20 protein-coding genes and 1 tRNA gene are annotated in these 24,984 nt (G+C 70.4%); 8 read left to right on the plus strand and 13 right to left on the minus strand.

Annotated features, from left to right (window positions below; translation table 11 throughout):
• Positions 1-21 precede the first annotated feature (21 nt).
• The gene (gene ligD / locus CP982_RS28150; protein ID WP_150513026.1) at positions 22-924 is read right to left on the minus strand and encodes a non-homologous end-joining DNA ligase; all 903 of its coding nucleotides are present in this window, start codon (positions 922-924) and stop codon (positions 22-24) included.
• A 50-nt stretch (positions 925-974) separates the two neighbouring features.
• Between ligD and ku the strand changes: the two genes are divergently transcribed.
• Positions 975-2,042, plus strand: a complete 1,068-nt coding sequence (gene ku / locus CP982_RS28155) for a non-homologous end joining protein Ku (RefSeq protein ID WP_150513027.1) — start codon at positions 975-977, stop codon at positions 2,040-2,042.
• Here ku and CP982_RS28160 read toward each other — a convergent pair.
• Complete coding sequence (locus CP982_RS28160) at positions 2,037-2,864, minus strand: class I SAM-dependent methyltransferase family protein (RefSeq protein WP_150513028.1); 828 nt, start codon at positions 2,862-2,864, stop codon at positions 2,037-2,039. The genes ku and CP982_RS28160 overlap by 6 nt on opposite strands.
• A 227-nt stretch (positions 2,865-3,091) precedes the next feature.
• On the opposite strand from CP982_RS28160, the gene CP982_RS28165 reads away from it, so the two are divergent.
• Together CP982_RS28165 and CP982_RS28170 are read left to right on the plus strand one after the other, a co-directional pair.
• Positions 3,092-3,910 carry an SAM-dependent methyltransferase gene (locus CP982_RS28165; RefSeq protein ID WP_144320922.1) on the plus strand — a complete coding sequence of 273 codons (819 nt, stop codon included), beginning with the start codon at positions 3,092-3,094 and terminating at the stop codon, positions 3,908-3,910.
• A gap of 114 nt (positions 3,911-4,024) precedes the next feature.
• Positions 4,025-4,096: transfer RNA gene (locus CP982_RS28170), tRNA-Arg, on the plus strand.
• A gap of 185 nt (positions 4,097-4,281) precedes the next feature.
• Here CP982_RS28170 and CP982_RS28175 read toward each other — a convergent pair.
• On the minus strand, positions 4,282-5,589 hold the full coding sequence (locus CP982_RS28175) for a tyrosine-type recombinase/integrase (protein WP_229878488.1): 1,308 nt from the start codon (positions 5,587-5,589) through the stop codon (positions 4,282-4,284).
• Between CP982_RS28175 and CP982_RS28180 the strand changes: the two genes are divergently transcribed.
• Entirely contained in the window at positions 5,569-6,354 is a 786-nt protein-coding gene (locus CP982_RS28180; RefSeq protein ID WP_229878486.1) for a GntR family transcriptional regulator, read from the plus strand. The genes CP982_RS28175 and CP982_RS28180 overlap by 21 nt on opposite strands.
• Positions 6,355-6,755: 401 nt before the next feature.
• Entirely contained in the window at positions 6,756-7,883 is a 1,128-nt protein-coding gene (locus CP982_RS28185; RefSeq protein ID WP_150513030.1) for a hypothetical protein, read from the plus strand.
• A gap of 1,687 nt (positions 7,884-9,570) precedes the next feature.
• Here the strand turns inward: CP982_RS28185 and CP982_RS28195 are convergent.
• From CP982_RS28195 to CP982_RS28205, 3 genes are read right to left on the minus strand one after another with little or no spacing between them, the layout of a single operon-like run.
• Positions 9,571-9,891: a hypothetical protein gene (locus tag CP982_RS28195; protein WP_150513032.1), complete on the minus strand. Its 321-nt coding sequence runs from the start codon at positions 9,889-9,891 to the stop codon at positions 9,571-9,573.
• Between the two features lie 4 nt (positions 9,892-9,895).
• On the minus strand, positions 9,896-10,213 hold the full coding sequence (locus tag CP982_RS28200) for a hypothetical protein (protein ID WP_150513033.1): 318 nt from the start codon (positions 10,211-10,213) through the stop codon (positions 9,896-9,898).
• On the minus strand, positions 10,213-10,755 hold the full coding sequence (locus CP982_RS28205; protein WP_150515752.1) for a bifunctional DNA primase/polymerase: 543 nt from the start codon (positions 10,753-10,755) through the stop codon (positions 10,213-10,215). The genes CP982_RS28200 and CP982_RS28205 overlap by 1 nt, the downstream gene beginning before the upstream one ends.
• Before the next feature lie 275 nt (positions 10,756-11,030).
• On the opposite strand from CP982_RS28205, the gene CP982_RS28210 reads away from it, so the two are divergent.
• Complete coding sequence (locus CP982_RS28210; RefSeq protein WP_150513034.1) at positions 11,031-12,416, plus strand: NsdA family TPR-like regulatory protein; 1,386 nt, start codon at positions 11,031-11,033, stop codon at positions 12,414-12,416.
• 15 nt (positions 12,417-12,431) lie between these two features.
• Here CP982_RS28210 and CP982_RS28215 read toward each other — a convergent pair whose 3' ends face one another.
• Positions 12,432-13,361 carry a phosphotransferase family protein gene (locus CP982_RS28215; protein WP_170316499.1) on the minus strand — a complete coding sequence of 310 codons (930 nt, stop codon included), beginning with the start codon at positions 13,359-13,361 and terminating at the stop codon, positions 12,432-12,434.
• 502 nt (positions 13,362-13,863) lie between these two features.
• The gene (locus CP982_RS28220) at positions 13,864-14,079 is read right to left on the minus strand and encodes a hypothetical protein (protein ID WP_150513036.1); all 216 of its coding nucleotides are present in this window, start codon (positions 14,077-14,079) and stop codon (positions 13,864-13,866) included.
• 416 nt (positions 14,080-14,495) lie between these two features.
• Here CP982_RS28220 and CP982_RS28225 point away from each other — a divergent pair, with 416 nt between their 5' ends.
• Entirely contained in the window at positions 14,496-15,224 is a 729-nt protein-coding gene (locus tag CP982_RS28225; RefSeq protein ID WP_150513037.1) for a transporter substrate-binding domain-containing protein, read from the plus strand.
• A gap of 36 nt (positions 15,225-15,260) precedes the next feature.
• Here the strand turns inward: CP982_RS28225 and CP982_RS28230 are convergent, their stop codons facing one another.
• From CP982_RS28230 to CP982_RS28240, 3 genes are all read right to left on the minus strand, one after another.
• Positions 15,261-16,493 (minus strand): IS701 family transposase, encoded by a 1,233-nt coding sequence (locus tag CP982_RS28230; protein WP_150513038.1) that lies wholly within the window; start codon positions 16,491-16,493, stop codon positions 15,261-15,263.
• 1,149 nt (positions 16,494-17,642) lie between these two features.
• Positions 17,643-19,064, minus strand: coding sequence for a nitrosuccinate lyase (locus CP982_RS28235; protein ID WP_150513039.1), 1,422 nt, complete (start codon positions 19,062-19,064; stop codon positions 17,643-17,645).
• On the minus strand, positions 19,061-21,082 hold the full coding sequence (locus CP982_RS28240) for an FAD/NAD(P)-binding protein (RefSeq protein WP_150513040.1): 2,022 nt from the start codon (positions 21,080-21,082) through the stop codon (positions 19,061-19,063). The genes CP982_RS28235 and CP982_RS28240 overlap by 4 nt, the downstream gene beginning before the upstream one ends.
• A 191-nt stretch (positions 21,083-21,273) precedes the next feature.
• Between CP982_RS28240 and CP982_RS28245 the strand changes: the two genes are divergently transcribed.
• Entirely contained in the window at positions 21,274-22,251 is a 978-nt protein-coding gene (locus CP982_RS28245; RefSeq protein ID WP_150513041.1) for an NADPH:quinone reductase, read from the plus strand.
• 81 nt (positions 22,252-22,332) lie between these two features.
• Here CP982_RS28245 and CP982_RS28250 read toward each other — a convergent pair whose 3' ends face one another.
• Both CP982_RS28250 and CP982_RS28255 read right to left on the minus strand, forming a co-directional pair.
• Positions 22,333-24,258: an anthranilate synthase family protein gene (locus CP982_RS28250; RefSeq protein ID WP_150513042.1), complete on the minus strand. Its 1,926-nt coding sequence runs from the start codon at positions 24,256-24,258 to the stop codon at positions 22,333-22,335.
• Entirely contained in the window at positions 24,255-24,935 is a 681-nt protein-coding gene (locus CP982_RS28255; RefSeq protein WP_150513043.1) for an isochorismatase family protein, read from the minus strand. Before CP982_RS28255 ends, CP982_RS28250 begins: the two co-directional genes overlap by 4 nt.
• Positions 24,936-24,984: the final 49 nt, after the last annotated feature.

The raw sequence follows: 24,984 nt of genomic DNA on the forward strand, positions 1-24,984 counted from the left end.
CCAGGCAACCGCGGCCCGGGCTCAGGCCCCGCCCCGGGGCAGCCCCGCCGCCCCCGCGGGGTCCCGCAGGGGCGCGAACAGATCGCCCTCCCGGCGCAGCCGGGCCGCCATGTCCGGGACCCGGAAGACCAGCCGCCCGGGATCCCCGAGGTCACGGCACTCGGCCACCTCGCCCCACGTCACCGGAGCCGATACGGTCGGCTCCGCCCGCGCCCGCACCGTATAGGCCGTCGCCGTGGTCTTCGCCGCCGCGTTCTGGCTGAAGTCCACGAACACCTTCCCCGGCCGCAGGCTCCGCGTCATCCGGTGCACCACGAGCGCGGGCAGCGCCCGCTCCGCCGCCACCGCGAGCTCCTTCGCGTACGCCGAGACCCGCGCGGAAGCGACCGGCACCAGCGGCACGACCACGTGCAGCCCCTTGCTCCCGGACGTCTTCACGAACACCTCGAACCCGTCGGCGACCAGCCGCTCCCGCAGCCACAGCGCCGCCGCGCACGCCTCCACCACGGTCGCGGGCGGACCGGGGTCCAGGTCGAGCACGAGCCGGTCCGCGAGCCCCGGCGCGTCCGCCCGCCACTGCGGCGTGTGGAACTCCGTCACCAGGTTCGCCGCCCACACCAGCGTCGGCAGGTCCTGTACGAGGATCTGCCGCGCGGGCCCCTCGGACCTCGGCACCTCGGCCGTCCGCACCCAGCCGGGCGTACCGGGCAGCACGTTCTTGGTGAAGAAGCGCTGTCCCTCGGGGCCGTCCGGGAAGCGCAGGAACGACACGGGCCGGTCGCGCAACTCCGGGAGCAGCACGTCCGCGGCGGTCGCGTAGTAGTGCAGGACCTCACCCTTCGTGAAGCCGCTCGCCGGATACAGCACCTTGTCGAGGTTGCTGAGCGCGAGCCGTCGCCCCTCCACCTCCGTGATGGGCGTCATACGATGAGAATCCCACGAAACGCGGCAAACCGTGGCGAAAGGTGCACCACATGCGCTCCATATGGAACGGCGCCATCTCCTTCGGCCTGGTCAGCATCCCGATCAAGCTGGTCAACGCCACGGAGAGCCACTCGATCTCCTTCCGCCAGATCCACACGGAGGACGGCGGCCGCATCCGCTACCGCAAGGTCTGCGAGCTGGAGGACCGCGAGGTCCCGACCTCCGAGATCGGCAAGGGCTACGAGGACGCCGACGGCTCGGTCATCCCGATCACCGAGGACGACCTGGCCTCGCTGCCGATCCCGACCGCGAAGACCATCGAGATCGTCTCGTTCGTACCGGCGGACCGCATCGACCCGCTCCAGATGGACACCGCGTACTACCTGTCGGCCAACGGAGTGCCCGCCGCCAAGCCGTACACCCTGCTGCGCGAGGCGCTCAAGCGCAGCGACCGCGTGGCCATCGCCAAATTCGCACTGCGCGGCCGCGAACGGCTCGGCATGCTGCGCGTCGTCGACGACGTCATCGCCATGCACGGCCTGCTGTGGCCGGACGAGATCCGCGCCACCGACAGCGTCGCCCCGGACGCGAGCGTCACGGTCCGCGACGCCGAACTCGACCTCGCGGACGCCCTGATGGACACCCTCGGCGAGGTCGACCTCGACTCGCTCCACGACGACTACCGCGCCGCCGTGGAGGAGATGATCGCCGCGAAGGTCGAGGGCGGTACGACCACCGCCCCCGAGCCCGCGGCCGAGCCGGGCGGCGGCAAGGTCATCGACCTGATGGCCGCCCTGGAGAGCAGCGTCCGCGCCGCCCGCACCGCCCGCGGCGAGCCGGCGGGCGACAAGGAGGCCGAGGTCACGCACCTGCCGACACGCCGTTCCTCCCGTACCGCTCCCAAGCAGGTGGGCGGCAAGAAGTCCACGTCGGCGAAGAAGTCCACGGCCCCCGCCCCGAAGAAGAGCACGTCGAAGAAGAGCACAGCGAAGAAGACGACGACCGCCACGAAATCGACGGCCGCAAAGAAGACGACAGCGGGCACCAAGAAGACGACGACGGCCACAAAGAAGACCACGGCGGGCAAGAAGACGGCGTCGAAGCGCCGCGCCTCATGAACTGTCGGTTGAACTGTCGGTTGAGCTGTCGGTGCAAACGGTCACGGCGAACAACCCCACCTCCTCCCGCCGGCTCCGCACGTTCCCGAACCCCGCCTCCCGGGCCCACCCCTCCGTCAGCGCCGCGTTGCGGCACTTCATGACCCACAGCCGCCCCTCCCGGTTGGGCAGCACGTTCGCGATGAAGTCGAGCTGGGGGTGGTGGGTCTGGGTCGTGCAGATCAGGACGCCGCCCGGGGCCAGCAGCCCGCGCAGCCGCTTGAGGGACGTACGGACGGTGTCGTCGTCGAGCAGCAGCTCGTACAGGCCCGAGACCACGATGACGTCCGGCGCCCCGGCGTGCGGCGGCTCGGGGGCGAACGCGTCCCCGGTCTCGTACGAGACGTTCGTGAGCCCCCGTGCCCGCGCCAGCGACTCGCCCCGGCGGAGTCCGGCCTCCGCGAGGTCCCGGCAGACCACCCGCACCCGCTCGGGCCCGTACGTCGCGGCCAGGTCGTGCAGGTAGCGCCCCGGCCCCGCGGCCACGTCGAGGACGCGGACCGGGCGGCCGGGGCGGTTCTCGACCTGCTCGCGCAGCAACCGCTGGAGGAGGTCGCGGCGGGCGCGGACGGCGCGCCAGCCGACGGCGTCGAGATAGACGCGGTCGACGAGACGGCCGACGCCGAACGCGCCGCGCGCCCGGTTCACGTACACGTAGTCGAGCATCGTGCCGCTGTCGAAGCCGTGCCGGTAGCCGACGCGGATGCCCTCGGAGGTCCGCCCGACCGTGCGCAACAGGCCCCGGAGCACGGCCCACTTGAGGTTCCGCAGAGGTTTCGTCATGCCCGCAAGCGTCGCGGCCGCGGCGCCCGCCGGGTATCCGTACGCCTACTCGTACGCCCTGAGTAGGCGACGGGGGAGAGGGAAGGCAACGGTCGCACCCCCCGGCGCAGTTGCTACTTTGATCCACGATTCAATTGATGCGCACGGCAACGACGTGACGACGCACCCACGTACACCGCTGTATCGCAGCATCGATCGACAGGCCCACGCACCGCAGGAGGTCCCCCGTGACCGGTTCCGACCCCAGACTCGACTCGTCCGCCGAGATACGCGCGCGGATCGACACGAGCAAGCCCCACTCGGCACGCTTCTGGAACTACTTCGTGGGCGGCAAGGACAACTACGAGAAGGACCGCGAGCTGGGCGACCAGATCAAGGAGATCTTCCCGGGCCTCGTCGACGTGGCCCGCACCAGCCGCCTCTTCCTCGGCCGCGCGGTCCGCCACCTGGCGGGGGAGCAGGGCGTCCGCCAGTTCCTGGACATCGGCACGGGCCTGCCGACCGCCGACAACACCCACGAGGTCGCCCAGCGCGTCGCCCCCGAGTCCCGCATCGTGTACGTGGACAACGACCCGCTGGTCCTCGCCCACGCCCGGGCCCTGCTCACCAGCACGCCCGAGGGCGAGACGTCGTACATCGACGCGAACATGTACGACCCGGAGGCCATCCTCACGGAGGCCGCCAAGACCCTGGACCTCTCCCAGCCGGTCGCCCTCATGATCCTGAACACCCTGGGCCACGTCGCGTCCTACGACCAGGCCCGCGACCTGGTCGGCCGCCTGATGGCCGGGCTCCCCTCCGGCAGCTACCTGGTGATCAGCGACTCCACCGCCACCAGCGACGGCATGATCGCCGCGTCCAACGCCTACAACCAGAGCGGCGCGATCCCGTACTACGTCCGCAGCGTCGAGGAGATCACCGGCTTCTTCGACGGCCTCACCCTCGCCGACCCGGGCGTCGCCCAGGTCACCCGCTGGCGCCCCGAACCGACCACCGACACCACCACGGAGGTGGACGCCTACGCCGGCGTCGGCCGCAAGCCCTGACCTGCGAAGCGGCGCCCGCCCCGGCCCCCCGGGCGCCGCCCGCGAACCCATTCCTGAGGACCACCGAAGAGCTGGTAGGGTTCTACCCGTCGCCGCGAACACCGCGACCGACACGCCCCCGTAGCTCAGGGGATAGAGCAACGGCCTCCGGAGCCGTGTGCGCAGGTTCGAATCCTGCCGGGGGCACCTTGGATTAGGTGCCTGTAGACCCCGCCATCAGCGAGTTTGCTGAGGACGGGGTCTTCGCGTATGTGCAGGCGGATGCCGCCGGAAGCAGCCCTTTGCCAGTGATCACGTAATGATCTTGATGGCCCTCACGGCAGGTCAGAACAAGTCTCTCCGGGGCTCCGCCCGCTGCTCAGGTAGCTGTCTCAGTCCGTCGGGCCGCCCCCTTCCTCCAGCCCCTGCATGATCCGATCGTTCATTTCTTTCTCCTGGCCGTCAATGCACTTCGCGTAGATCTTCAGCAGGACGTCCACTGAGTGGCCCGCGCGAGCCGCGACCTCCGGGGCGGGGACTCCCGAGTTGAGCCACTGGGAGACGCCCGCGTGGCGCAGGTCGTACGGCCGGAAGGCCAGAACCGAAGACACCTGGTGCGGCGTGAGCGCCAGCTCCCGGGTCTGCTTCCACACCCGTGAGTACGACGAGGCCGCGATCACGTTGCCTCGCTCGCTGGCGAACAGCCGACCGTCTTTCGCCGTACCGAACTCCTTCACATGCTCGCGGAGCAGCCGCACCAGCGGAGGCGGGATCGGCACGATGCGCACCTCGCCGCGGGCCCGCTGCTTCAGCCCGCGCCGGTCGTGTGCCTCGCCCGAGTCGGTCCAGGCCTTCCCCGCCGTCGGACGGGTCTCCGCCAGTTCGATGCGGCCCCACCCCGACGCGGGGAGCGTGCAGTCGGAGCGGCGGAGCCCCAGGGCTTCGCCCGGTCGCATGGCCGCGTAGTACAGGCACCCGAAGAACGCCCGCAGCCGCCGACCGCTCGCCCGGTCGTAGCCGCCCACGTACGTGACAGCGGTCAGCAGCTCCCGAGCCTGCCGAGGGTTGACCACCACCCGGCGGTCGACCTCCTGCACGGCCCGCTTCCCTCGCTTGCGCCGGACGCGCGCGAGTGGATTCGACGGCAGGTGCTCCAGCTCCACGGCGTATTCGAGGACGTTGAAGACCACTGCCCTCCGCCGCCGGTACGTCTGCATCGCGGCAGGCTTGCCGTCGAGGCGTCGGCTCAGCGCGTCGATCACTTCGTGAGCGCGGGCGATCTCTTGCAGCTCTGCCAAGGGCAGGGACGCCTTCTCGATCCACCGCGCCGCCGCGACGATCTCCTCCGGCCGCTCACGCTCCCGGCGAGGCACCGGCAGGACGTACGACCGCAGTGCTCGCCGCAGAACCTTCGGACCCAGCCGCCCGCGCCCCGGCTTCACGAGGGCGGGAACGACCGTCGCCAACGCGTCCGTCATGCTGTCTCGCTGCTTGGCCGACGCTTCAGCCCACCGGGCATCCACGTACTTGACCGCCAGCTCCAGGAACGACAGTGCGGCTTCGCCGCCGCGCAACGAGTCGGGCAGGCCGGTGACGGTGTCGAAGGGCTCGCCCTTGTCCGCCGCACGCAGGAGCCTGGCCCGGAAGCGGTCGGCCAGAGGCTTCGTCTTGAACGACTCGTGGAACGGCTCGCCGTCCACGGACCAGCGGGCGAGGTGGGTCGGCTTCCGCCGAAGAACACGCAGCCGAAGTACCGGCAGATCGCCGACTACCTGCGCGAAGGCATCTTGGACGGCACCTTCCCCGCCGGTCAGCCACTGCCTTCCGAGGAGTCGCTGGCGAAGCAGTTCGGCGTCACGCGCCCGACGGTCCGTCAGGGCCTGAGTGAGCTACGGGCGTCCGGTCTCGTCGAGGCCATCATGGGCCGGGGCACCTTCGCCCGCTCACCCCACAGCCGTCCCAGCCACACGCGCCCGCGCGGCGTACGCAGGACTCCGGAGGGCCGCTACGCCGAGGCGGACGGCATCCGCTGGACCGACGCCGAGCCGCCGGTAGCCACGCGCACGGATGCCCCGCTGGCCCTCGCGGACTTGCTGCGCATCCCGCCGGGCGAGCCGATGTTCACGTACGACGCGCTGCAGACCGCGGACCACGGCCGCCTGCGCCAACTCCACCGGACGTACGTCCCGTTCTCGATGCTCATCGACACCAAGTACGAGGAGGAGGCCCCGCCGCCGGCGCCCGAGCTCTACGCGGCGCTCGCCGACCTGGGCCACGAACTCCACTTCACGGAGTACGTCCGCACACGCATGCCCCTACCGGACCAGGCACAGGCGCTCCGACTGCCTGACGGAGTCCCAGTGCTGCACATCATCCGCGTGACCCTGACGGATTCGGAGAAGCCTCTGGCCCTGGAGGAGTTCCACCTCCCGGGCGACGAACTGGAGCTCATGTTCCAGCTGTAACTCCTGCCGCGTGGCTCAGACTTTCTCTACGTCATCAAGAGCCCGCGCACGGCGCGGCCTGCCTCCTGTCTCCGCCCCGGCTGGCCGCGCTCGGCGGCTGCGGGCGTGAGGTGGGAGACACCCTCTGTGGCTGGGGCGGTCGGCTCCACGGCTTTAGGCAGCCACTTTGGGGCGAGCCTCGAAGATCATGGCCCCAACGTCGTGCTTTAACGGGCAGGTCCACAGACTGCCCGACTCGCCGGAAGCTTACGGGGCCATGATCACTCGCCCCAAAGCAGCTCCAGCCCAAAGCCGCTACGCCGACCTCGCGAGCCCGTGAAGCAGTCGAGAGCACTAAATCCACCCATCCCCTGCGTCCCATGCGGCATGCTGATCCCTCACGCTGGGAGGAGCAAGGCTCGATGCACGCTGACAAAACGCCGCAATACGCCAAGCTGAAAGCCGGAGTGACCGGGAAAGACCTTCTCGAAGCTGTTGTCCGATCAGGATACCCACTACAGGCTACGGTAGCCGAGACACTCAAAGAAGCCGCACCAAAAGGCAGGTGGCGCGGCGAAATCCAGGAGGAATGGGCATACGTCGATCGAGACTCCGGGCAAGTGCGCGCACTCGACGTCTTTGCAGATATTCCACTCTCACACAGCGCCGAAAAGGAAGGAGAATTCCAAACACGCGCGAAACTCAACACACTTATCGAGTGCAAGCAGAGCGAACTGCCATATGTTTTCTTTCTTCGTCACGATCCACCGCAAGACTCTACGGCATTCCCTGAGATTGTCGGCACAGCAGGACCAGACGTACGCGTCTTCCCTTCCCTGGGTAGCGACGGCACGGGTCCAGACTTCTCATACCTTATGAGCGTTCATGACGCACTAGCTTGTCACGAGTTTGAAATTTTCGACAATCCCCCCTTTCACGCCATATCCCTCACCAAGGCGGCACGCCACAGGGGAGGCAAGCTGGAGTTGACAGGTGAGGACGCCTACAGGTCCCTCACTCTGCCACTCCTGAAGGCCGCAGACCACCTAATCGGAGTCTCTGACTCCAGAGATAGGAAGTCCAACCCGATTCGCTTCATCGCGCCCTTTGCTGTGCTGGATGCACCCATGATTGGCACTGTTAGACACGAAGGAAGGAACGTGTTCCTGGCCCTTCCCTGGGTTCGAATGAGCTACCTAGAGCCCTTCAATGATCGGGAAGCATGGAATCAGGCATCGAGCAGGGTGCGATACTTCGACGTGGTTCACGCGAGCTGCCTTGAAAAATACCTGCACGTACTATTCGATGGGATCCAGAAGGCTGCAGACAGGGCAATGGAATGTGGCCCTCAACTTAAGGAGGGCGTCGCGGTGATTGACAATGGAGAAGAATACAGTCCGCTAAAGTCACTAGAAGAAGACCGGCGCCAGTATCTCGACTGGGAGCCAGCGGGAAGAATCTTCCGACAGTCCGACGGGCACGCGCTGGGATTTCTCGAAGGTGCCGAATTTGGTGAAGAGGATATCTTGACAATAGGCTGGAACCTATAAGTAAAGGCCGCGCTGCACTTCGCGTAACAACCTCTGTCAGGGAATGCCATCAAGCCGGGCCGCTAGCGAGTGTCTGACTGCGTGACAACGCCGAGAGGCAGCGGTGGACAGGCGCGGACGACTGCGGACCATCGCACCAGCTGAGAGACGCACCGGCCCAAGGTAGAGCGCCCGCCCAAGTTGCTTCGAAATGAAGAGGTCGTCACCCAAGGACTCACCGCCATGCTTCCACTGGCGTGACTTGCTCTGGTCGACGGCATGGCAGCGTGGCTGAGGCCGGTGGGGGTACAACGAAGCACACGCGTGCGCGGTCGGTCGGCGCGCCCGCCATCGTGGCTGACTGTCGTCGGCTGAGGCTCGGACGCTCCAGGGCCCAGTTCTGCCAAGGAACGTCCGAGGCGAGGTGACCGTGCCATTCGCGTGCCAGATCCCGCGGGGAATCACGGGGAACAGCGGGAACTCGCCCCGGATGCGACCAGAGGTCCAACACCGCTCCGCCACAGGTCAGCGCAGCAACCGCCGCCAAGAAGCCCAAGCTTCCTAAGCTCATGGCTCTGGCGAGTCCGAGGCTGTGTTTGCTCAGTTTTAAGTCGCTGTGGCGAGCTCACCGTGCGTAGGAGTGGCGAGGTAGGGGTATGTCCTCAAGCTGTCCGTCGTGCAGAGGTCACAGAGCGCCTATCACCGTCGAATTCCCGACTGTTGAGGCAGCACAGATGTCCGCCTGCCGCCAGTCTGGTGGGCAGCCTCAGGCATACGGAACCCGGAGTACACGAAAGGAGACTTCGTGGAAAAGGACACGGCGATCAGTGTTGTGGTGCAGCTCGCTGACCATGTTCATTGGGTACGAGAGTGGCCCGACAAGCCGACGTGGCGCGACCGGTTCCACCGATGGCTATGCCCCGAGGCGTACCGTTTCGACAAGACCGCCACCCCGCCGAAACCTTGGGTCGATCGGCCAGCCGGGTACTACGAACGGCAAGGTTGGCGCATACGAGCGGCTTATTTTAGGTCCGACCTTGCTTTCGAGGTCGAGTACGTGGTCTGCGATCAGTGCAAGATCGGCTGGGTGGAATCGCCGTACTGTTACGAGGGCTACAAGCGATGTGGACTTGCTTCTGCCGCTCTCAGGTCTCTGCGTCGAGCCTACCCCGGTGTCCAGTGGCACACGGGGGGAGGACACTTCCGAGAGTCAGAACCCTTCTGGGGTTCCGTCAGCGTGGGTGTTCCGGGCGGCTACACCCGGCGGGAGCGGTGTCACCACGTGGAACCGTGGAGAGCGCGACGAGCGTAAGAGCACCCTCATGCCAGGAAGTAAAGAGATCTCTGATGCAGCGGCTTTGTGGCGAGGCGCGCACCACCACTGCACCAGAATGAGCGGTGATCAGTCAGGAATCACGGTGAAAGCGAGTGTCACCGACGGGGCCACAGCACGACAGCTTGCCCCCGGACAGCACACGAACCGGTCGCAACGGACCTCAGCTTCCCATCTGGGAGTGCGCGAACTGGCCTGCCGTTCGTCCGGGCTGCGGCGCTGGGGCGCCGGTCCCGGCCGAGTGGCAGGCCAGTTCGCGCACCGGGGCAGCAAGAGGCCCCGTACGACGGCGCTGTGGAGCGATGCCGTACGGGGCCGAGCCGGTGATCGCAGAAGCGGGGTCTGGGCGCGGTCAACCGGCGTTCGAGGGGCGAGTCAGGCCGCCGGTGCCTGCCGCCGTGCGGGCGCGGGCGCTCCGGCGCTCGTGTCGCACAGCTCCGCTTGGAGTCCTGCCGTGATCAGCTCCGCCAGCCGCGCTGCCGCATCCGGGCGCACGGTTCCCAGCTCGACCAAGCCGTCCCCGAAGATGTTCACGTCGGCCGTCAAGCCCGGGAAGTCGGAGTCCAGCCCGAGCAGCATGAGTTGACCTGCCAGGGCGCCAGCGCTACGCCGAGCGCGGTTCCAGCCGCGGACGTAGGGGACTCCGAGTATCAGATCCTCCGCCCGCCTGGCCACCACTCCTCGCCGGTCGGTCATGACGTCAAGTCCTTCCCTGGGGTTCTTCGATGGTGGTGGGTGACGTGGGTTCCTCGTGGTCGCGGGCGAAGCTGTGCTCCAGGGCCAGGCGCAGGAGCTCCGCGAGGCGCTCGGCCGTGCCGGGGGAGACCCGGCCCAGCTCTACGAGGCCGTTGCCGAAGGCGTTCAACTCCGCGCGGAGATAAGGGAAGTCCTTCTCAAGGCCCGCGGAGACGAGGGCGTCTCGTAGTGCAGTTGTCGCGTTTCGGGCTGCATACCAACCGTCGCTTTCGAGAGGCGACCATGCGGCGGCGTCCTGTCCGGAGGACGGATCGGTCGGCATCAGTGGTCCGTCTCGTCGGTGAGGTCCGCGACGGCTGCGTAAGGGGTCGGGTACTGCTCGTCGAAGCGGTCGATTCTGGCGAGGAGCTCCGCGGAGGCGACCAGGGCGGTCGCGAGGGCTACTGGGCGCAGCGGGTTGGCCTCCGGTCGGCGGGTGGGGGCGCGGAGCCATTGATAGCGGTCGTCGGACAACGGGATGGGGCCGGGCACGACTACCGCGCAGCCCTCGCCGAGGTAGCGGAACGACGGTGGCGATTCCGTTTCGCGCTGGAGCTGGCGCGTGAAGGGCTCGTGGCTCCCGGAGCCGAGGAAGAAGCCAACCCTCTGTGCCCGTCGGTCGATGACCGATGGGCCGAAGGGCATGCCGCTCAGGCGGAGTCGGTCGAACATCTCCGTGCCGAGGCGTTGATCCACGCTCACGACATCGAAGAGGCGGCCGGTCTGCACAAGGACAGGCATGCGTGGGTCGTCCGCCCACACCTGTCGGCACTCACCCGGGTTGTCCGCCGCCGCGGCCAGCCATTCCACACCCCGCTTGGTCATCCTGTGCACGTCGTCCCACCCTCAGTCGGAGTTCCGTGCGGCCCCTGTGCCGCAGTAGGTCCAGGCTCGTGGCCCGACCCCCGGCCAGGGCAGATGACGAGAGGTGACGGGGGATGACGTGTCCACTCAGGTCGTGTCATCCCCCGTCAGCCGCCTGTTCACGGATGATCTCTGGTTACTGCCTGCGAGAGGTGGTCATCAGTGCGTACATTCGACCAGGCACGTCGAGTTGCCGCATCGGCGCATGCGTACGGGAGTGAAGGAGCTGCGTCTCCATGAAGTCGACCAGCGACCGCTTACGCGAGGCTCGTGTCAATCGGGGCTGGAGCCAGCCGCGACTGGTGAGGGAGTTGCGCAGGGCAGCCCACCAGCGCGGGCACCAGCTCCCGGCGGACAGCAGCGTGAAGCGCCGTATCGCCAGTTGGGAGAACGGCCACAGCTCGCCTGATGACTTCTACGGTCCGCTGTTGTGCGATGCGTACGCCATGAGTGCCGAGGAGCTCGGACTGAATGGCAGCGAGCTCAAAGACCCTGCTGTACTCGATGCGGCGTATCCCGCCAGCCCGGACGATGCCATTCAGACGGTCAGCCAGTTGTGGCGCGCTGATCTCAATCAGTACGACCCGCTGGTCACCGCGGAGCCGTCCGAGCCGGCGTGGAGTGAGGCTTCGCTGCGGTGGTTGGTCGCGCCGGAGCCCGGCACGCATAGTCCGCGGTCCGATGGGGTTCGTGTCGGTCTCGGCGATGTGGCGGCCATCAGGACCACGGCCGATATGTTCGCCCGGCTCGACGACCAGTTCGGCGGAGACCATGCGCGGCACTCGGTCATTCAGTACCTCAACAATGACGTAGCCCCGCTCCTGCGCGGTCACTACACCGAGCGGGTAGGTCGGGCTCTGTTCTCCACCGTCGCGGAGGCCACGCTCCTGGCCGGTTGGATGGCGTACGACGCCTGCCGTCACGGGCTCGCTCAGCGGTACTTCCTCCAGGCCCTCCGCCTTGCCCAGGACGCGAACGATCGTCGGCTCGCGGGCAGCATCCTGTCCGCGATGAGCCATCAGGCGACCTTCCTGGGCAAGTACACCCAGGCCGCCACCCTCGCCCGTGCGGCGCTCATGGGCATCTCGCCCGTGGCCACGCCCACGCTCCGGGCTCAGTTCCATGCCATGGAGGCCCGCGCCCTTGCCCGTACGGGGGGTACCGCCGCTTGCGAGGCCGCTCTGGGCGCGGCGACCAGGGCCCTGGAGAGTCGGAACAGCGATGACGAGCCAGAGTGGATCAGCTACTTCGACGAGGCCGAGCTGGCCGCGGAGGCCGCCCACTGCTTCAGGGACGTCAACAGCGCTCGCCGGGCGGTCGCTCACGCCGAGAACGCCATGAGTGGCAGCCACGTACGAAGCGACTTCTTCGCGACCATGGTGCTCGCAGACGCCCACTTGCGTGCGGGCGATGTCGAGGAGGCGTGCAGCGTGGCTCTCGACGCGCTGGATCTCGGCGAGCAGCTGAAGTCCGCGCGGTGCGTCAGCTACCTCGCCGAGTTTCGCCGGGACCTCAGCGAGCTCGGGTCCACCGGTGCGGCGCACGACCTTGCCGAAGAGGCGCGGGATCACAGGCTGTGGATCGCTGCCGGGACGTACGGCCAGGGGCGAGCAAGTCACTGACCAAAGTGGCAGACCTCAGAACGCGCCCCAGGACTTTCGTCCTTCGCCTGTTCGCAGCGAAGCCATCCGGAGCGCGAACTCCGCCGCGGAACGCTCGCTCGCGCCCACCTGGTGGCCGATCCACACGACCATCATCAGCTCCCTCAAGTCGGCCAACGTCTCGTACCCGGGCCAGTTCATGAGGTCGAAGCCGTAGCGGTGGACGAACTCGGCGTACTCCGCCTTGCTGTGCCAGCCGTACCGGTCGTAGTACATGGCGGTCAGGATCAGGTCCCACTCGCGCGGGGCCAGGGCGAGCCCGTCCAGGTCAATGAAGACGGCATGGCCGTCCCGGTGGCGAAGGACGTTCCCGATGTTCGCGTCGCCGTGGATCAGGCCGAAGGGAAGAACGAAGTCCAGTCGGTCGTAGTCCTTGGAGAGCTTGGCCGCTCGCTCCTCCAGGAAGGACCTGTCGTCCTCCGAGACAGCAGTCAGGTCGGCCAGCGCTGCCGACAGCTTGGCCAGGGGGTCGAAGTAGGGGAGGCGCAGCGACTCGGGCTCTTCCAGCCAGTGGAACCGGCGAAGGAGATCGGCCAGTTCCCCGACCGTCGCGTACTCCTCCCGCTCCTGGACGCTCTCCCAGAAGGCCACCACCCGGCCGCGTACGACGACGGGTTGAGCGGCATCAGCCAGTACGCGCGTCGCAGGGAAGTCCACCGTCTCCAGCCAGCGGGCCACGCCCGCGGCCCGTTCCATCTCGGCGAGGACGGCCGGGTCGCGGGCGATGCGGACTATGACCGGTAAGGACGCCAGCCGGTACACCGCGTTCGATCCCAGGCGGAGCAGCTCTGCCCCTGAAGGATCGAGGCCGACCGTCTCGCACGCCTCGCGCAGAACGGCCTCCACGCCCTCCGCCGTGAACTCCACGTCCCTGTCGCGCGCGTCCTCGCCGCTGCCCGAGATCATGCTTTCGACCATACGGGCCAGCCCCACCCCGGGACAGGGCGTCCACGTAATGGCAGCGTGATGATCTTGGTGGCAAAGCCGACCCGGCAGCGCCGCGCCGCAGATCAGAGGTCCTGCCGACGAGCGTCCCCACCCGGCCTCCGGAGCCGTGTGCGCAGGTTCGAATCCTGCCGGGGGCACTTCGCATGAAGTGCCCAAAGACCCCGCCATCAGCGAGTTCGCTGCGGACGGGGTCTTCGCGTATGTGCAGGCGGATGCCGCCGGAAGCAGCCCTTTGCCAGTGATCACGTTGTAATGGCGTGTTGATCTTCGAGTGTGTCTCCCCGACGTTTGCCCACGTCGCCGTCTGCCGCGGCTCCGGTGCATGAGGTCAGGGTCAGCTCTCGTCTGCCGGATCGGTCCAGTCGTCCGGCAGTGGTATTCCGTTGCCTCGCCACCCAACGTCATGCGAGAGCTTCACCGCCGGAGACAAGCCCTTGATATCCGCGGGGCGGCCCCGAGCTCATGGGGTGCCCGCATCCGAAACGCTCTGCGCGAAATCAGAAACGGTTCGCAGGATGCCTTGGCCGAAGTCGGTCGGAGCGACCAGCACCCCGAACGTCACCGCTACGGCCAAGACCATCGTCTGGTCGACCCGGCTTCTGGCCTGTACGCGTCGACGTACGAGCACGACGAGGATGACAGCGAGCAGAACTGCCAGGTTGATCGTCAGCTTCACTGGTCGGCCCTTCCCCCAGGCAGGAACGTCCCAACTTTCCTGTGTAGCCCGGGCCGTACGGCTCGGCGACTGGGATACCTGCGGCTGGCGGCAAAGCGCTTATCTGAGGCTGGATCAGCTCGCCGTTGACACCTTGGGGATCTTCGGCGCGTACTCCTCGACAGGAGTGCGGCAAGCCCGGTCAAGGTGCCCAGGGAGCTCTGAGTTGAGCTCGGGCGCGTGTGGGGATCACAGGAGCTGGCCAGGCACGTTATCCCAGGCAGATCCGAATTTCACTCACTTCTACAGTGTGCGCAGGTTTCGCATCCTGCCGGGGGCACCTTGGGTTAGGTGTCCGAAGACCCCGTCATCAGCGGTAGCGCTGAGGTCGGGGTCTTCGCGTATGTGTGGGGTGGCGGCCGCCTAGGCTCAGGGGTATGACGACCATAGACGCAGAGATCTCGCGCGGCCTGGCCCCGGATGGGGTGTTGCGGGCCTCCATCAATCTTGGGAATCCGGTGCTCGCTCAGGGGAGTGCGGAGGAGCCGGCCGGGGTCACGGTGGAGCTTGCTCGTGAGGTTGCGGCGCGGTTGGGGGTGCCGGTGCGGTTCTTGTGCTTCGACGCGGCTCGCAAGTCGTATGCGGCGATGGCCGAGGGGCGTGCCGACCTGTGTTTCCTGGCGGTGGATCCGGATCGTGAGGAGGAGGTCGCGTTCAGCGCGCCGTACGTGCACATCGAGGGGGCGTACGCGGTGCCCGTGGAGTCCTCGTTCGTCTCCGCCGCTGACGTGGACCAGGACGGGGTGCGGATCGGCGTGAAGAAGGGGTCCGCTTACGACCTCTACTTGAGTCGGGCCCTCCGGTACGCCGCCGTGGTGCGCGGCGACGAGGGGGTGGGGGTCTTCCACGCCGAGGGGCTGGAGGTGGCGGCCGGCATCCGGCAGCCGCTGGCCGCGCACGTGGCCCGGCACGACGGACTGCGGCTGCTGGAGCCCGCGTTCATGACGATCCGGCAGGCCATGGGGACGCCGAAGGAGCGGGGGCCGAAGGCGGCAGGGTTCCTGAGTGAGCTCGTGGGTGAGCTGGTGGCGTCCGGGTTCGTGGCCGATGCGCTGCGTCGGTCCGGCCAGGATCCGGCCCTGGCCGCCCCCGTCGCCGCGGTGTGACGCGCCCTGAGGCCTCCCCCCTCAGGGCGCGTGGCCTCAGGCCGCCAAGTGGTGGTCCGCCAGTTCCGTGGCCGCGTGGGCTATGGAGGCCAGGGTGGCGTGGCGGTGCCAGCCGGCGAAGGAGCGGCCCACGAAGTCGCGGATGCCGACGCGTTCCGCGCGGGGCATGCCGGACTGTTCGACGCGGTGGCTGAGGGCGACCAGGCGGAGCAGCGCGGTGAGGTCGACCGTGGTCATGTCGGTCAGCCAGAGCTCCTCCGGCCAGCGGGGGCCGCCGCGGCCGATGCCGAGGAGCAGGAAGTCGCCGTGGTCCTGGCCCCGGTCCCCGGAGTCGAGGACGACGGGGAGGCGGACGCGGATGGCGGCGACCAGTTCGGCGGGGTCCGCGCTGCCCGACGGGATCAGGGCCACGCGCTTGCGGCCCAGCTTGGCGAGCTGGGCGATCTGGCCCGCCTGGAGCGGCCGCTCGCCCCAGCCCGGCAGCGCCGGATCGTGCGGGAGCAGCCAGGTGTCCTGCGCGATCCGGGTGATGTGCCGCAGGCCCGCCGCGCTGAGCTTGCTGACCACCCGGATGCCGTCGAGCGGCTCGGCGTTGAGCGTCACCGGACACTCCGGCAGGCGCAGCCGTGCGGCCGTCTCCAGATAGGCGCTGACCATCGAGTCCTCCGGTGTGGGCTGGCCCGCCCGCCGCTCGGGCCAGGAGGGGTCGTCGTCGCCCGGGGCGCCCCGCGTCCACTGGGACGGCAGATGCAGCCACCAGTTCAGCGGGCTCGTGGCGTGCGCGGACACCCCCCACACCCCGATCACCTGCTGCGCGGTGACGGACTGCCCGCGCTCCCAGGAGAACGTCCGGGCCACACCCACGGAGTGCGTGCCCGACTTGGGGATGACCATGGGGTGCAGGACACAGGCCTGCGGAGGCAGCCGACGGGCCAGATAGCGGCCGAGGGCCTCCCGCATGGGCGCCCACTCCCACGTCGAGTCGTTGATGAAGTGGTGCAGGCCCTGGTCGTTGACCTGGTCGCCGAGGAAGGCCGCGATGTTCCGCACCGACTTCCTGCCCCGTGCGCCGAGGAGTCCGCGCAGATACATCAGCCCCTTGCGGCGCTGGTCGGCCCGCGGGAGCGAGGCGAACACGACGGGGGAGAGCTCCGCCAGCGAGCGGTCGAGGGCGACCCTTCTCGTCGCGTCCGGGTCGGGCCCGTCGCAGCGGGTCATCCGGCCGTGGTGGGTCTGAGCGCAGTACGGTTCGCTGCTGACGACAGTCATGCCAATCCTTTGTGTGGTGCGCCGGAGCACGTCGGTGCGGCCGGACGGCCCGGTGCTCGGCGGCGCGGTGAGGGGGCACGGCGGCACGGCGGCGTGCGGCCGCGGGCGGCGTACCTGCGGGCGTCCGTGACCGGCCGCCCGCAGCCGTGCGGAAGGAGAGGGAGGGGGTTGGGGGTGACGTCGGCCGGACTCGGAGCCGGGACACGCGTCGTGAAGGGGCGGTGGCGCAGAGACCCGGCGGCCCGTGAGGCCTCGGTCTCCCCTCCGCGCGGCCGTGAGCGGGCAACTGCCCGGGGCCGTGACGGGGCACACCGCGAAGGCTGAGCGTAGGTGTCAGGCGGCGCCGCGACGGCGTGCCCGACCTGGGGGAAGAGGCTTCCCGTCAGGGCTCGGCCAGGGATCGCTCAGCACATGCGATCAGTCAACGCACGGTGGTACGACAGCGCGGAGGAAACGGGCTGGGGCAGTCCGGCGGAAAGCCAGGGCCGATGGAGTGGCCAGGGCTGCAGAAGTGGCCAGGGCCGCAGAAGTGGCCAGAGCCATAGGAATGGCCAGAGCCGCAGGAATGGCCAGGGCCGCGCGAACGGCCGGGGCCGACCGAATGGCCGGGGCCGACGGTGCATTCGCGTTTCGTGGTTCATGTGTGTCGTGCATGACTCCCCCTTGGTTTCGACCGCGCCCAACGGATGGTCGAACGTACGGAGGCAAGACTGCTTTCGTCGAAAGCGCTCGATTTCAGCAGCCTCGGATTCCCCCGTTTCCTAAGGCTTTTCAAAATTCAAACGCAACGCCCGTGGGCCGCGCAAGGGCGATCGCGGGTCAGCTGGTCATGTCCCGGGTCAGACTGGTCAGTGGCGTTCGCGGCCAAGGGATCCATGGTCACCACTGCCTCCTGCTTCATGATGAATGGCGGTGGCGGCGATTTCGCCGCTGAATTCACCGGCGCGTACGGGGCGCCCGGCGGCGGCGCATTCTCCGCGGTCAGGGCGGTCAGGTGTGTTGCTTACCACTTCGTAGGATCCACCGAATCCGAGCGAGGGGGAGATCGCGAGGGGTTGTACCCGGCGAGATCGCTTGATCGCCGCGGTGGTACGCCCCGCATTCTTCTTGTCACTTTCCGAAGCGTTATTCGCCGGGCCTCCGTCGCTCTCAGGGCTCCTCCCGGGGCGCCAGGGAGCGGTCCACGAGAGCGGGCGCGGCGCCCACGTACCCGGCCGGATCGCACCAGCGGTCGAGGTCCGCGCGCGGGACGCGGCCGGCCAGGCCGGGGGCCTCGGCCAGGTGGTCGGCCAAGGGGCGGCCGTCCCGCCCCGCGGCGGCCGAGGCGGCCGTCAGGAGCTCTCGGGCGGCCGCCTTGCCCAGGAGCGGGGCGAGCTCCGCCACGAGCCGCTCGGCGACGACCTGGCCGCCGGTGAGGGCGAGGTTCGCGCGCATCCGCTCCGGGTGCACCACGAGGCCCTCCACGAGCTCCACCGCCGTGTGCGCGGCGCCGCCCGTCAGGCGCAGGCACTCGCGCAGCGGCTGCCACTCCGCGTGCCACGCCCCGGCCGAACGCTCGTCCTCGGCGAGCATGCACTGCGTCAGGACGGTGGCGAGCGCCGGGACCTGGAGCGCGGCACCGCGGATCAGCGTGGCGAGCACCGGGTTGCGCTTCTGCGGCATCGCCGAGGAGCTGCCGCGCCCGGGCACGTACGGCTCGCCGACCTCGCCGACCTCGGTGCGGCTCAGCGACTGCACGTCCACCGCCAGCTTGCCGAGGGCTCCGGCGGTGTGCGCGAGCGCGGCGCCCAGGTCGGCGATCGGCGTGCGCAGCGTGTGCCAGGGGAGCACCGGCGCCCGCAGGCCCGTCTCGGCGGCGAACGCCGTCACCAGGCGTTCGGTGTCGGCGCCGTACGCGGCGTACCCGGCGAGGGTGCCCGCCGCGCCGCCGAGGGAGACCGGCAGGGCCGCGTGCACGGCGGCGGCGCGGGCGTCCGCGTCGCGCACCAGCTCCCGCCAGCCGGCGGCCTTGAGGCCGAAGGTGGTGGGCACCGCGTGGAGGGCCAGGGTGCGCCCGGCGACGACCGTGTCGCGGTGGGCGCGGGCGAGCCCCGCGAGGGCCCGCTCGACCCGCCCCAGGTCCGCCCGCAGCAGCCCCAGCGCGTCCCTGGCCACCAGCATCGCCGCGGTGTCGAGGACGTCCTGGCTCGTCGAGCCCCGGTGGACGTACGCGGCGGCGTCCGGGTCCGCCGCGGCCACCGCGTCGGTGAGCGCGCGCACCAGGCCGACCACGGGGTTGGCGCTCTCCCGCGCGTGCACCGCGAGCGCCCTCAGGTCGAGCCGGTCGGCCCGCGCGGCGGCGGTGATGGCCCGCGCGGCGCCGGGCGGCACGACGCCGAGCGCGGCCTGCGCGCGGGCGAGCGCGGCCTCGGTGTCCAGCATGGCCTGGAGCCAGGCGTGGTCGGACACCGCGCGCTCCACGGGGGTTCCGGCGCGCACGGGGGAGAGGAGCCCGGCGTCCAGGGTGTGCGGGTCGACGGCGGCGTCGTGCGGGTCGGCGGCGGCGTCGCCCGCGGCGAACGGCGCGTTCATACGGCGACCTCGGTGTGCTCCTCGTCGGCCGTCGGCCCGGCCCACGGGGCGCTGGTGCCGAGGGCGAGCACGGCGCGCGCGATCGCGTCCGCGTCGGCGATCGTGACCGAGTCCACGCCGGGCCTGATGCCCGCCGCCGTCACCCAGTGCACCGCCTCGGTCGGCACCCCGTACGCGAAGCGCCTCGGGTGGGCCCTGCCGTGGGCGTCGAGGAGGCGGTACGGCCGTTCGGTCACCGCGAGGCCGCCGGTCTCGTAGGCGCCGCCGTCCGCCGTGGGGATGCGGTACGGGGCGCACGCCTCGGTGTTGAGCAGGTGCCGCAGCAGGGGGTCGGCCGTGCGCCGCAGGTCCGGCTCCGGGAGGCGGGCCTCGATGAGGACGCGGGCGCGCACGGTCGGGCCCGGCACCGCGTCGGAGTCGGCCACGAACGACCGGTCGCGGGTGTCGATCCTGATCCGGGTGTCGGGCCCGGTGAGTTCCAGGACGCCCGCCTCGATCAGGGCGGTCATCTCCTCGACGCGGCGCGGCGGCGGGCCGATCGACAGGAAGGCGTTGAGCGGTGTGTACCAGCGTTCCAGCTCGTCGCGGTGCGAGTCCCCGTCGAGGCCGCCCTGGTCGACCGCGAGCCGTACCTCGTTGCGCAGGTCGCGGAGCACGTCGAGGGCGGCCTTCAGCGGGCCGCTGACGTTGCCCTCGCGGGCCTGCCGGACGTCGTCGGCGAGGCGGGCGAGGAGCCAGGAGCGGAAGTCGTCGCGGCTGGTGAAGGAGCGCCGGCGGGCCGAGTCGGCGAGCGCGTCCCAGTCCCACCTGTCCGTCGCCGGGACGCCGTACGCGTCCAGGACCGCGGCGCACTCCGCGGGGCCCGCGCAGGCCAGGTAGCGCGCGGCGAACCCGTCGGGGCCGGGCGCGCGTCCGGCCGCGCCGTCCTCGCGGGCCAGCAGCGTCTCGTAGTAGACGGTCTCCACCTCGCGCGCGATGAGCGGCCACAGGTCCTTCGTGAAGGAAAGGCGGCCGGAGGCGTCACCGGAGCGCAGCCGGGCCACGCGTTCCGCCGTGAGCAGGCGCGGCAGATAGCGGCCGTGCGCGCCCTTCTCGTTCTCGCCGCGCGAGTGGAAGGGCACGCCGCGCCGCGAACTGGCGTACAGCCGGGGCTCCTTGCCGCTCGGCCGGTAGACGAGCCCGGCCGCGCCCCGGTCGAAGCGGCCGCCGCGGCCGAGGGTGAACAGCGCGAGGTAGTCGAAGAAGCACAGGCCCAGGCCGCGCAGCAGCACCGGCTCCGCCGCGGCGATGCCGTCCAGGTCGGCGTCCGCGGGGTTGGCGGGCGGCAGATAGGTGAGGTGGTTGATCCGCGACAGGCTCGCCGTGCGCTCCTCCCGCGCGGTGGGCCGGGTCGGCAGGTGGCCCTGCGCGAGGACGACGGCGTCGAGGTGGTTGAGGCGGGTGCCGTTCGCGAGCCGGACGCCCTGCGGCCCGCCCGCGATGCCGTGGGTGTCGGCCATGGCGACCGCCCGCGAGCGGTGCACCCGGATCTCGACGTGCGCGGGCGCGTTCGCCAGGACGCGCCGGAAGCAGGCCGTGAAGTACTGCCCGCACAGCACCCGCGTGGGGTACGAGTTCGGCTCCAGGGACCGCACCTCGGCCAGCGTCGCCTCGTCGTACGCGGTCTCGTCGTACGCGGTGTCGTGGTACGCGGTCTCGCCGGGCGCGGTGTCGCCGTGCGAGGCCGCGAGCGCCGCGGCCCATTCGTACAGGCTCGGTCCCGGCTCGACCGGCCCCTCGATGCGGGACGCCGCGTCGGAGTAGACGGTGATCTGGGAGGCCACCGTGTTGGCGAGCAGGTGCCGTGACTGGCCGGTGCTCCACACCGCGCCGGAGCCCGGCGCGACCGGGTCGACGACGTGGACGAGGACCCGGGCGTGCGATGGTCGTGCGCGCTCGTTCGCGCACAGGCGTTCCAGCACGGCGAGCCCGCGCGGTCCCGTACCGATGAGGGCGATCTCGTGCGCGGTCGCGTTCAAGCCGATTCCCCTTCCTGACAGAACTCGGTCCGATCCTGAGAGCGGCGGCGGAGGCCTCGCAACGGCGGCCGGGGCAGTCAGTCAGATGCGTCCGCGGGAAGGCCCCTTCCTGCCGCCGGAGTTGACACACTGTCTGCCGGTACGCCGGGAATCCGGCGCGGCCGCGGGATTCCCGGGGAAGAATGCCCCGCATGCGTGCTGCGTACATCAGTGAATTCGGTCCGGCGCACTCCATCCGGTTCGGCGAGCTGCCCGAGCCGCGGCCGGGCGCGCACGACGTCCTGGTGGACGTCGAGGTGACGACGGCCAACCACGTGGACACCTTCATCCGGTCCGGCGCCGTGGACACGCCCGTGGAGTTCCCCTTCGTGGTCGGGCGCGACCTCGTCGGGCGGGTCGCCGCCGTCGGGGACGCGGTGACGGGCTTCGCGGTGGGGGAGCGGGTGTGGTGCAACAGCCTCGGCCACGGCGGGCGGCAGGGCGCCGCGGCCGAGCGGGCCCGGGTGCCCGCCGAGCGGCTCTACCGGCTGCCGGAGGGCGTCGACCCCGCCGCGGCGGTGACCGTGCTGCACCCGGGCGCGACCGCGTATCTGGGCCTGGTCACGCACGGCGGCCTGCGGGCGGGCGCGACCGTGGTGGTGATCGGCGCCGCGGGCAACGTGGGCGCCGCGATGGTGGTCGTCGCGGCCGCGGCGGGCGCCCGGGTGGTGGCCGTCGCCCACCCCCGCGACGAGGCGTACTGCCGCGGGCTCGGCGCCGACGCGGTGGTCGACCGCACGGCCGGCGACGTGACGGCCCGCCTGGCCCGCGCCTGCCCCGGCGGGGTCGACCTCTATCTGGACGCGGCCGGGATCAACGACCTGGCGGGCGCGGTCGGACTGCTCGCCTGGCGCGGCCGGATCGTGCTGCTCGCCGGGCTGCGCACCACGCCGACGCTGCCCGCGGGGGAGCTGTACGTCCGCGACGGCTCCGTCGTCGGCTTCGCCATCACCCGGGCCACCGTGGCCGAGCTCGCGGAGGCGGCCGAGCACGTCAACGGCCTCCTCGCCGACGGCAGGCTGCGGCCGCGGGAGCGGTTCACGCTGCCGCTGAGCGCCACCGCCGAGGCCCACCGGATGCTGGAGGCGGGCGAACTGCGGGGGATGAGGGTGGCGTTGAGCACGGAGTGAGGCGGCGGGGCCGGGGGAACCCACACACCGGTGCGGGGGCCCTCCGCGCACACCGGAGGGCCCCCGCCGCACGAGTCCCGCTCACGACCCCACCAGGCTCCGCGCTCCTTGGAGTACGTCGGTCAGGAGCGTCCCCAGGATGCGGACGCCGTCGTGGGTGAGGACGGACTCGGCGTGGAACTGCACCCCGGCGAAGTGCGGGCCCCGCACGGCGTGCACCTCGCCGGTGGCGGCGTCCCGGCAGACCTCCACCGGACCGTTGCCCACCGGGTGCAGCAGGTCGGTGCCGCTGTGCGCCACGAAGCTGTTGTAGAACCCCACGCGTTCGCGGCGGCCGAAGAGGTCGAGGTCCTTCTGCACGCCCTGGTGCGGCCGGTCGCGGCGGCGCACGTCCAGGCCAAGGCGGTGACAGAGCACCTGGTGGCTCAGGCACACGGAGAGGAAGGGGCGGCGCCCGGCGAGCAGCCGGGCCGTCACGTCGTGCAGATGGGCCATCCGGGGTTCGTCCACCGCCAGCGGGTCGCCGGGACCGGGGCCCATGACGACCAGGTCGTGGCCGTCGGGGTCGTACGGCTCGTCGAAGCGGCGCACGGTCACCTCCAGGCCGGTCGACCGCAGTTGGTGGGCGATCATCGAGGTGAACGTGTCCTCGGCGTCGACGACCAGGACCCGCCTCCCGGCCAGGGCCGGGCGCCGTGCCGGGGGTTCCGGCCCGTCGCGCCAGAAGCGGGAGATGTCCGCGTTCCGCGCGAGCAGCGCGGAGCGCACCGACGGATGGTGGCCGAGGGGGCGCTGCGGCTCCGCCCGGAGCGCGCTCAGCAGGCCGAAGGCCTTCGCGTGTGTCTCGGCCACCTCGGCCGCGGGCAGCGAGTCGCGCACCAGCGTGGCGCCCACGGCGATCGACATCCGGCCCGACGCGTCGATGTCGGCCGTGCGGATGACGATCGACGAGTCCAGGGTGCGCCCGCCGTGACCGTCCCGGCCGATGAGCGCGACGACGCCGCTGTAGTAGCCGCGGCCCTGCGGCTCGTACCGGTTGATCACGCGGCTCGCGCTCTGCAGCGGGCTGCCCGTGACGGTCGGGGCGAACAGGGTGCCGCGCAGGATCTCCCGCACGTCGCGCCGGGTGGTGCCCTCGATGAAGTACTCGGTGTGCGCGAGGCGGGCCATCTCCTTGAGGAAGGGACCGACCACCCGCACGCCCGCGTCGCAGAACCGCGACATCATCTTCAGCTCCTCGTCGACGACCATGAAGAGCTCGTACGTCTCCTTGCGGTCGTCCAGGAAGTCCATGACGCCGTCGAGGGTGGGGCCGCCCGCGGGGTAGCGGTAGGTGCCGCTGATCGGGTTCATGACGGCGGTGCCGTCGCGCAGGCTCACGTGCCGCTCGGGCGACGCCCCGACCAGGGTGCGCTCCCCGGTGTGCACCAGGAACGTCCAGTACGCGCCCGACTCGTGGGCGAGCAGGCGGCGGAAGACCGCGGCGGCCGTGGCCGGGGTGTAGTCGGTGACATCGGCGACGAAGCGGCGCTTGATGACGAAGTTCGCGCCCTCGCCCGTGCTGATCTCGTCGGCGAGGACGCGGCGCACCAGGTCCGCGTACGCGTCGTCGTCGATGTCGAAGTGCTCGCCCGACAGCCGGATCGGTACGTCGGGGACGCGGTCGAGCAGCTCGGCCCGGCTCAGGCACGCCCGCTCGCGCACCGTCATGGCGAGCAGCGGACTGCCGTCGTCCGGTGCCGGGAAGCCGCGCTCGGCCAGCTGCCGGTAGGGCAGCAGCGCGAGTACGTCGGGCCCGGCGGGGCCTTGCGCCGACTCGGGGACCGGCAGATCGCCGACGCGGTCCACCGCGCGCACCGGCCCGGTGAGGAGCTCGACCTGGTCGACGCCGGTGGCCGTGGGGCGGTACAGGAGGGCGTACGGGGGCGGATCCGCCGTGAGCACGCGCCGCAGCAAGGCGTCGGCGTCGGCCGGGGCGGGCGGCGGCGCCGTCGGGTCCGCGCTCATGCGACCGCCCCCGCGGCGGACGCCTCGGCCGCTTCCGCGAGGAGCGTGCCGCCGTCGGACGGGAGGCCGCGGGTGGTGGCCACGACCGCGCAGCGGCGCGCGGCGTAGGTGAGCGCGAGCCGGTGCTCGGCGGCGGAGAAGTCGGCGGTCGCGTCGGCGACGAGGAAGGTCTCGATGTCGTGCGTGAAGGCCTCGACGGCGGTCGCGAGCACCCCGATGTGGGCGTAGACGCCGCAGACGAGGAGCTGGTCGCGGCCTGCGGCGCGCATCCGGTCCAGGAGGTCGGACCGGAAGAACGCGCTGTAGCGCCACTTGGTGAGCAGCCAGTCGTGCGGCCGCGGCGCCAGCTCGTCGGTGATGGCGCGGTCCTCGGGCGCCAGGCGCATGCCGGGGCCCCAGAAGTCGCGCAGCAGGCCGCGCTGTTCCTCGGTCATGCTGCCCGGCTGCGCCGTGTACGCCACGGGTATGCCGAGGCGGGCGCAGCCCTCGCGCAGCAGTCTCACGTTGCCGACGAGCTCGCGGCGGTGGGCGGCGGGATACGGCCGCAGGAAATAGCGCTGCATGTCGTGCACCAGCAGCACGGCACGGTCCGGACGCACCGTCCACCGCGCGGTGTTGGCCGGCAGGTCGTGCTCGCCGGGCATCGGGTAGGCGGCGATGTCGGGGATTCCGGGCATGGCTCCGCTTCCTCTCGGGTCGCTCCTTGTTCTCTGTCCCGCGGGCGCG

The organism is Streptomyces spectabilis (assembly GCF_008704795.1).
Classification (GTDB): Bacteria; Actinomycetota; Actinomycetes; order Streptomycetales; family Streptomycetaceae; genus Streptomyces; species Streptomyces spectabilis.